General features: G+C 56.9%; 9 protein-coding genes and 1 pseudogene. 6 read left to right on the forward strand and 4 right to left on the reverse strand.

Features of this window, described 5'->3' with window-relative positions:
• Window positions 1-1,331 precede the first annotated feature (1,331 nt).
• Window positions 1,332-1,994, forward strand: a complete 663-nt coding sequence (locus KBY67_RS14985; RefSeq protein ID WP_399214556.1) for a glycosyltransferase family 10 domain-containing protein — start codon at window positions 1,332-1,334, stop codon at window positions 1,992-1,994.
• Between the two features lie 135 nt (window positions 1,995-2,129).
• Here KBY67_RS14985 and KBY67_RS14405 read toward each other — a convergent pair whose 3' ends face one another.
• Window positions 2,130-3,107: a hypothetical protein gene (locus KBY67_RS14405; RefSeq protein WP_255111774.1), complete on the reverse strand. Its 978-nt coding sequence runs from the start codon at window positions 3,105-3,107 to the stop codon at window positions 2,130-2,132.
• A 124-nt stretch (window positions 3,108-3,231) separates the two neighbouring features.
• Between KBY67_RS14405 and KBY67_RS14410 the strand changes: the two genes are divergently transcribed.
• Both KBY67_RS14410 and KBY67_RS14415 read left to right on the forward strand, forming a co-directional pair.
• Window positions 3,232-3,429 carry a hypothetical protein gene (locus KBY67_RS14410; protein ID WP_255111776.1) on the forward strand — a complete coding sequence of 66 codons (198 nt, stop codon included), beginning with the start codon at window positions 3,232-3,234 and terminating at the stop codon, window positions 3,427-3,429.
• Window positions 3,430-3,543: 114 nt separating this feature from the next.
• Window positions 3,544-3,945, forward strand: a pseudogene (locus KBY67_RS14415) (hypothetical protein); the annotation flags it as partial.
• A 316-nt stretch (window positions 3,946-4,261) separates the two neighbouring features.
• Here KBY67_RS14415 and KBY67_RS14420 read toward each other — a convergent pair.
• Both KBY67_RS14420 and KBY67_RS14425 read right to left on the reverse strand, forming a co-directional pair.
• Window positions 4,262-4,672, reverse strand: coding sequence for a hypothetical protein (locus KBY67_RS14420; RefSeq protein ID WP_255111778.1), 411 nt, complete (start codon window positions 4,670-4,672; stop codon window positions 4,262-4,264).
• 45 nt (window positions 4,673-4,717) lie between these two features.
• The gene (locus tag KBY67_RS14425) at window positions 4,718-4,975 is read right to left on the reverse strand and encodes a hypothetical protein (RefSeq protein WP_255111780.1); all 258 of its coding nucleotides are present in this window, start codon (window positions 4,973-4,975) and stop codon (window positions 4,718-4,720) included.
• A 175-nt stretch (window positions 4,976-5,150) separates the two neighbouring features.
• On the opposite strand from KBY67_RS14425, the gene KBY67_RS14430 reads away from it, so the two are divergent.
• Genes KBY67_RS14430 through KBY67_RS14440 form a run of 3 tightly spaced genes read left to right on the forward strand, consistent with a single transcriptional unit; the run spans window position 5,151 to window position 7,521 of the window.
• Window positions 5,151-5,969, forward strand: coding sequence for an N-acetylmuramoyl-L-alanine amidase (locus KBY67_RS14430; protein ID WP_255111781.1), 819 nt, complete (start codon window positions 5,151-5,153; stop codon window positions 5,967-5,969).
• A gap of 17 nt (window positions 5,970-5,986) precedes the next feature.
• A complete protein-coding gene (locus KBY67_RS14435) occupies window positions 5,987-6,670 on the forward strand; it encodes a hypothetical protein (protein WP_255111782.1) in 684 nt (227 codons plus the stop codon).
• Between the two features lie 14 nt (window positions 6,671-6,684).
• Window positions 6,685-7,521, forward strand: a complete 837-nt coding sequence (locus KBY67_RS14440; RefSeq protein ID WP_255111783.1) for a nucleotidyl transferase AbiEii/AbiGii toxin family protein — start codon at window positions 6,685-6,687, stop codon at window positions 7,519-7,521.
• Between the two features lie 22 nt (window positions 7,522-7,543).
• On the opposite strand, the gene KBY67_RS14445 is transcribed toward KBY67_RS14440, so the two are convergent.
• On the reverse strand, window positions 7,544-8,182 hold the full coding sequence (locus tag KBY67_RS14445) for a Uma2 family endonuclease (protein ID WP_315855604.1): 639 nt from the start codon (window positions 8,180-8,182) through the stop codon (window positions 7,544-7,546).
• Window positions 8,183-8,294: the final 112 nt, after the last annotated feature.

Below are 8,294 nucleotides of genomic sequence, written 5' to 3' on the forward strand. Positions count from 1 at the left end.
CACGCTCTGCCTGTGCGGCGGGCTCATCCGCCTCCTCACATCAGCCTTGACGGCCTCGCTGTATCCGCGCATTGGTCATGTCCTCAAGCCCCCGGATGGAAGGATCAAAGGGGTGACATCTTTCCTGAACCCGGGGGCAATGGGTAGGTCGGGGTGGCTTGAGAGCGTGAAGCTGGAAAACAATTCCAAGCCTCGGTGGATTCCCAGACCCAGCAGAAAATTGAGGTGATCTGATGAGCCATATGGGAATTGAGCTGAAATCGCTTCTGCAGAGCGTCTTGAGCATTCGCTATTGGCTCCTGACCTGCACTCTTATCCCACTGCATTTTCTGGAATCCTACATCCCCAACCAGGGCATACAGCAATGCCGTAAAATAGTTCTGGTGCACAGGGATTGAGCGAGCGCCGCCGCTCCGTGATGTACTGTGTGCTGCTATCTCAGCGGACAGTCTTAAATGAGATGTATCGGTCAATGGGCCTAAAGGCAGGCATCAGCAACGAACGAAGGAGAATAAGGATGACGCTGTAGAAGGTCGGCCTGACTAAAACTTGCATGCAAGTAAACAACATTGAAGATCGCACATGAAAGCTACTTCCAAGCAAATCCTAGTACTTAGATGTCATTATCGGCAAGACTGTAAAACAAGAAAAGTTGTGGAGCATTAAAACACGCTTGAGGCGAGAGACTTGACAAAACATTCGCCTGGATTCATGCTGGAATGATGAAGCACAGATGCAGCTTCGGAATAAGTGCTCTTCAATTCATTCTATGATTTACACTTGGATCAGATCAATGCATTCATGCCCCGGCTACTGCATCACGCAAAGGGGAGGCAGATCCACCAAATGATAGAAATATGAAGCGTGGTATTTTTGTTCAATGGAGTACATCTTACTATTCATCTTCAATTTTATTTGATACTGATTCTACCAGAATCCACAGTTACTACACCATACCCCATGCCCTACTACGACAAGCGCTTATCCGCTATGGCATCCTTCTGTGTCCAATTGAAGAGTTTGGCGAGGACAAGAGAGCAGACTTCTTGATTTCTGTCGACTTGCCTATCTCCAGGATAGAAATCGAAAGAGCTTGTGACAAGTTGCTCAATCCGGGTGGGCCAAGAATTCTCATCGTCATGGAATCTGCTCATTCCATGCCTGAGTTACTTTGTAAATCAGAATTTAGCAATTGGAGCCACGTGATACATTACACTAGCCTTCTACCATCCAGCGTAAAGCGCTACTACTATACACTTCCTTCTAATTTGAGTTATCTGTCGGCTCAAGGGCAAGACTATACTCATGATCGTCACAGACTCGTGGGAATGATGAGCACTAATAAGCCCTCTCGTCTAACTGCAACTATCTCAAGAAGAGTGCGAAGTCACTGGTCTGCTTATCGCTATGACTCTGCTGGTGTATTCAGGTGGCTGAGGCAAGAGGATGGCTTGAGACTCCGCAGACATTTCTCAAAAAGACTAGCAAAATTAATCCCCGATGACTTTCGTGTTTTCGGAGGCCAGTGGGATGGCTCATCCTTTGCCCCTCACCATCGCGTGCTCAAGCCCAAAGCAAATCCATGTTCAAAAGGCCCTACATCGTGCAATTCAATATCTATAATTCGGGGATTTAAGTATTTTTTTGCAACAGAGAATCTAATAGGCGACGATGGATATCTTACAGAAAAGTTATTTAATGTTATTCGGGCTGGCTCAGTTCCAATATACAAACCAGCCACTGATAGCAGAGTCTTTCCATTTACCGGAGCACACGCAAACCTTCCATTTATAGATTTACGAATGGTTAAAAACAATTCCGTATCACAACTTGTTAGCTTACTCCGAAATATTAAACCTGATACTTATCAGAAATACTTGCAAGCTGGAAAGGAGTTTCTTTCTTCTCAGCTTGCCGTCTCTCATACCCCTTGTGCATATGCCAAATCAATGTCAAAACTTCTTTCGGACTTGATTGTCAGCTCCGGCCAATAACTACTGAAAAATGTTCGGCGGAAATCCCATTGATTGAGAACCATTTTAAAAATCGCCAGTGTGACAAGAATCGCCTGAGCATCCGGCTGGTTGTTTGGCGACAGTTTAGATAGGCGGGCGCAGCACCGCCAAGAACTACGCTGAAGGACTTTTAGGCCCCCCTGCACCGCAACCCACCTGCCGCAAGAGAAGAGGATTCATCACAAAAGATTCGGAAATCGCAGCAACGGCAAACAGGGTTGGACGAGCAATAGGGCCGGGAAAGCGGTGATGCCGAAACAGGAGACGTCGAATAAGATCCTTCGGCCCGAGTGCAAAGCGAAGAGCTGTCATCTGACGGTAGCTGACAAACCAACTGAGCGCCAGTTCAGAAACTCTGGGATTCGCTTGAATGGCATCACTGAGATGCTGAGTAGAGCTTCTCCCAATTCGATCAAAGAACTCCCAGCTCCATCGCTCCGTATGATTGAGATGGAGAAACTGACTGGCATCAAGATGCAAGCGCTTCAGGCCAATCGCCTGTAGCGCAAGAGGAAGGATCAGGTCCCACCAGGGTAGTCCAATGGTTAATTCTGAGCTGAGGAGTAAGTGCACACGTGGCACAAGTGAGGAATGGAAGGCAATGAAGTCGATCCCAGAGTTATAAGGAACTAACGCTTGCCTTGGGTCTGGTAGGTCTGTAATCGCAACTAGTTCACTCATTGAGGACACATCGCAACGGTGCGCGAGAAGAAAGAGGTTTGTATCGAGTTGGTGAAGGATTCGCTGCGAAGCCTCCGTTAGAGAAATATGGATATCCGCGTTTGTGATAGCAATGGGCTGGTCAGGAAAGCGCTGGCACGCTGCGCCAAGTAGGCTCAGGAGATTCGGAAGATAGTCAGGGAAACCCTCCTTTGATGGCTCGACAGAGAGAACCGAGACGCCAGCATTCTCCAGTGCCTCCTCGAAGCCAGGATTAGCATCGAACTCTTGGCGCGTGTTTATCGAGACAGGCTGGAACCCAGCCGCAAACCATGAGGCCAATATCCTTGCCTGAAACGAATCTTGAGCCTGATTATTGAAAGGTTCACCGCGAATCTGAGGCGGGATAGATGCAAGAAGTGGAATGCCCATTAGGAATAATTGCAGGACGGAAGGCAGTATTTACTTGAGGAGCAGGACTGATTCAAAGTGTGGTACAAGCACAGTGGTCTGAGCTGCAGCCTTTGGGTTCGCTGTGCGGGCTTGCTGCTTCTCTGTGCCCAAAATCGGCATTGCTGCAACTCATCTCGATCTGATTAGCTTCAAAAAGGCGATTCGGGGTAAACGGATGCAGGGCGGGATTCGTATCGCCGCTTGGTATCTGCTGCTGGTGGCAGTGCTGGACATCCTGAGCCACGCCCTATTGTATGCTTTCGCGGGCCGAACAAGCCCATTCCTGAGCGATCAGCCTTGACAATTATCCTGGCGGCGCTTGGATCTTAGGCAGAGACTGCCCGAGTTGATACTCCCAACCGCTGGGACATAAGAAAGCGACTGGTACGCGACACCTCCCAATGTTCAAGCGTTTGTTGAGCGCCTCACCGCTCAGCTGGAAACTCTAGGCGACCGTTTCGCCCAGTTGGAGGAGCAGCAAGGGCGCAGCTTGCGGAAGTCTTCCATGCCGCCGTCCAGGGATGTCCCCGCCCAGAAGTGCTTTTCTGGTGGCAGCAGCGGCTACGGCATGAGCCTGGGCGATGGACTGAGCCGCCGGCGGGGCGCCCTGGAGGGCCACCCTGGCCATGGCTGTGATCTGCTGCCGATTGAACGTTGTACGGAGGTGAACGCCCATCACCCGATAGACTCTCGCCGCTGCGCCACGGCCCTGAACGGAGACGATCCGGAGCCCTTGTGGTGCCACCAGGTGGTGGAGATTCCACCGCTGGTTCCTGTGGTAGTTGAGCACCAGGTGCACTGTCTGCTCTGCCCCTGATGCGCCATCAGCACCGCGGCGGTGCTGCCCGCAGAGTGTGGAGACCAGAGGCTACGGGCCCCGGCTCAGCGCCCAGATGGGGCTGCTGCCAGGGCTGATTCAAAGTCCTAAGCCGTGCTTGGTTCTGGCTTTCTCGTCGCCATCGCCAGTAGTGCCGAGAGGTCGTGAGTTACGGTACGGCCTGCATGCCGGCTCGGATCGAGTGAAATCCAGCCAGTCGGAGCAGCTTGAGGGCTGCCGTCCGCAGCGTCGTCATCGCGCTGGCGCCGTTGCCCCGGTAGCGATGGGCGTCCTCATGCAGCTGGGTGTCACGGATCTAGTGCCAGCCCTCAATGCTCCAGCGCTCGTGCACCAGTTGCAGCAGGGCTTCTGGGGTGGTGCGCAAGCTGGTGAGAAAGAGGTGGGTCTGCCGGAAGTCCCTGCCGTCGCGGGTTCCGGTGGCGATCACTTCCACGATCCAGCTGTTACAGTTCCAGACCTCACCATCGAGAAACCCGGAGCTGCACAGCCGCGGGTTCATGGCTGGCATCTGATGGATGTGGGCATCCTGCCCAGAGCAATGCAGGGCAAAACAGGGATCGACGACTACTGCATCGATGAGCTCCTCCAGCAAGGGCTTGTAGAGTTCGTTGCAGAGGCCTGCGTAGTAGAGCTGCCAGGGCGGCAAAACCTGGAGGTTGGGGTGTGGGCCGATCTCATGGGCCATGCCCTCGGAAACGACAAACACCAGAGCGCTGTACCGAAACAGGCGACGGAAGCTCTGATCCCAGATTCATAGCCCCCAGCGGGGGCAGCGACTGGCATCCGGATACCAGTCATGGGCGAACGTGATCAGAGGAAGGCCTTCCAGCCGTAACTTGCGCAGGCTATGCCACAGCGCATGCCCCAACCCGGGGTGATAGCCAAGACCTTCAGGCGCCGAGGTGATTGAGCCGGCGCCGAACAGCTGCTGGTGGCACCATAACACCACACTAACGCCGTATTGATCAAGGCGGATCGGTACATCTCCCATGTAGAGGAGGCCAGTCATTTTGCCAGAGGCAGCAGAGTAGGCGGGGCATCGGGCGCAAAAAGGCCCCCAATTCCTTCAAATGAATTCAAGCTGAGGCACATGAGCGTTGGTCGATGGAAAAGATCGGATGGCAACATTTCCGATGACCAAGCCTCGCTACCTTCCCCCAAGGCATCCCCCCAACCGCCAACCGATGGCCCCCACAATCTATCTGCACTGGAGCGCAACACCCTACGACTGGCTTCGTCCCGGGGCCTATCACACGATCGTGGCGGGCGATGGACGGGTTCAGCGGCTGCATGCTTACACGATTGACCTTTACAGCCACACCTACAGGCGCAACAGCAACTCGGTGGCGATCTGCTGCGCCTGCATGGGCGGCAGGCCTGATCCCTGGACGGTGCCTCCCACTGAGGCGCAGATCAGCGCGATGTGCCGCGAAGTGGCCAGCCTCACCCACGACTGGGGCTGGCAGGCGGGCGACATCATGATTCAGCGTGTGATGACCCATGCAGAAGCCGCGTCGAATCGCGATGGCCGCGTGATGCACGACAACTACGGTCCGGTGATCTGGGGCGGTACTGGAGAACGCTGGGATTTTCTCCAGCTGCGCCGCGGAGGAGCCAACGATGGCGGTGAGGAGCTGCGCCGCAGCATCCGCGAGCAGCTGGCCGCACGAGCCAAGGGAGACGGCCCGGAAGCCAGCAGCCCCGCCGTCGTTTTCAGACGTTCCGCCACGATGCAGGCCCGCGGCGAGGAGCTGGCGGTGGAGATCGATCGCAACGGCACCTCCTGGGCCCTGGCCGCAGACCTGCTGGGCCTCTATGAGATTCCCTACGAATGGGATCCACGCCAACGGCGCCTTCTGATCGGCAGCAGCGATGTGGCCCCCACCTACCGCGACGACGGGCTGCAGGACACCAGCGGACAGCCAATGTTCGAGATGGCCCTGCTGGGCGGCGCAGACCAGGGTCATCGGCACCCATCAGGGATGCCAGAAAAAGCAGCATGATCGGATAAAATCCGATGATGCCTCATAAATCAGACAAGTCCAGAGCCAAGAGGCTGGAGCATCCCCTGGGGCGCTTCGGGTCGCTGCCCCTGGCGCGCGAGGTGCTGGATGAGGTGCTCAGCGGCTACCTGCGGCCGAACGACAAGGTGAGTGAGTGGCTGCGGGAGGGAGCCCTGCAGCCATTGCGGCGCGGGCTCTACCTGGCGGGGCCTTCCCTCCGGACCAGCCCGGCTTGCCTGCCGCTGCTGGCCAACCATCTCTATGGGCCCTCCTACGTGTCGCTCGACTTTGCCCTGGCCTTTCACGGCTTGATCCCGGAAGGGGTGGCGGAGGTGACCTCCGTAACGCCGAAGCCGAGCCGCCGGCTCACCAACAGCCTCGGGCGTTTTTCCTATCACCACCTGCCGCTCCCCTATTACGCGATCAGCCAGCAGCTGGGTGAGGGCCCCGATGGCCTCCGCTTTCTGATCGCCAGTCCCACCAAGGCCCTGTGTGATCGGCTGGTGCTCAGCCGGCAGCTGCCGCTGCTGTCACGGGTGGCCATGCGTCAGTGGTTGCTCGAGGATCTGAGGCTCGATCCCGATTTACTCAGCCAGCTCAGCCTCAGCGAGATCCGCCGGTGCCAGGCCAGCGGCTTCAAGCAACGCCAGCTGGGCACGTTGCTGACGGTGATCGAGACCCTTCACCAGGAGCTGGTGTGACGAGCGACGGACCGGTGAACAGAGTTGTGGAACAGATGCTGCTGCGTGTGCCGCAGGGCAGCGCTGCGGAACGCAGCCAGGCGCTGCGGGAGGTGATGCAGGAGATTGCCCTGGCGGGGCTGGTTCGGCGTGGTTTCTTCGGGAAGTCAGCGTTCTATGGCGGCACCTGCCTGCGCATCTTTCACCAGCTACCGCGGTTTTCGGAGGATCTGGATTTCTCGCTGCTGCGGCCGGATCCAGAGTTCTCGTTGCAGCCCTATCTGCAGGGGCTGGGGGAGGAATTTGCCGGGATGGGGATTGATGTGGAGATCCGCGAGAAGAAGAAAACAGTCGACACCCCCATTGTTTCAGCCTTCCTGAAACCCACCACCACCATGGTGGAGATGGCGATCGGTGGGGCCAGATCGATGAAGATCAAGCTTGAGGTCGACACCGACCCGCCGCTGGGGTTCAACACCGAGGAGCAGCTTCTGCTGCAGCCCTATTCGTGTTACGTGAAGTGCTTCAGCCTGCCGGGTCTGTTTGCCGGCAAGATGCATGCGGTGCTGTTTCGCCAGTGGCAGCAACGGGTGAAAGGACGCGATTGGTTTGATCTGGAGTGGTACGTACGTCGTGGCACGCCCTTGCATCTCGATCATCTGGCAGAGCGCGCACGCCAGAGCGGCCACTGGCCTGTGGATCAGCCCTTCACGGCAGCGACCCTCCAAAGCCTGCTGGCCGAACGCATCACTCGCCTGGATGTGGCGAACGCCAGCGTGGACATCCAACGCTTCATCGCCGACCCGCAGCCGCTGGAGATCTGGGCACAGGCCTACTTCCTTGATCTGGTGCAACGCATTCAGCTGGTGTGAGGAGTTTGCCCGAGGGGCGTCTTCACCCCGCCCAGATCTCGGCCAGCTCCAGGCGCAGCCCTGGAAACTCGGATCCAGCGTCCAGCCACTCCTGCTGCTCCAGGCGCTTGGGCTCGCCACTGGCGGGCCAAACCTCTACAGCGCACTCCTGGGGCAGAATCAGCCAGCCGAGGCGGGCACCGTTGCTCTGATACGCGGCCATCTTGCGGCGCAGGGCGGTGAGGCCACGAGGACCTTCGTCGCTGGGGCTGGCCAGTTCCACCACCAGGTCCAGGCAGAGGGGCACGAAGCTGCTGCGCTCCTGAGCGCTGAGCGCCTCCCAGCGCTGCTGACTCACCAGCGAGGCGTCGGGGCTGAGGACAGAGCCATCGGGCAAGCGGAACCCTGTGGAGCTGTCGAACACCTTCCATCCACGATTGCCCCTGGTGAAAAGCTTGAGTTGCAGAATCAATTCACCATTACGCGAGCCTGTTTCACCACCTGTAGGGGTCATGGTGATCAGCTGCCCATCAGCAGCGAGTTCCAGCACTGCCTCAGGGTTCTCTGCGCACACCCGCTCAAACTGTTCTGGAGTGAGACGCAGATCGGCTGGCAGCCGCAGCTGTGAACGTGAATCAAAAGCTGCAACAGCCGCGGCCCCCGGGTTCAGGAAAGATGTCACCCCTTTGATCCTTCCATCCGGGGGCTTGAGGACATGACCAATGCGCGGATACAGCGAGGCCGTCAAGGCTGATGTGAGGAGGCGGATGAGCCCGCCGCACAGGCAGAGCGTG

The organism is Synechococcus sp. RedBA-s, from assembly GCF_024345495.1.
Classification (GTDB): domain Bacteria; phylum Cyanobacteriota; class Cyanobacteriia; order PCC-6307; family Cyanobiaceae; genus Regnicoccus_A.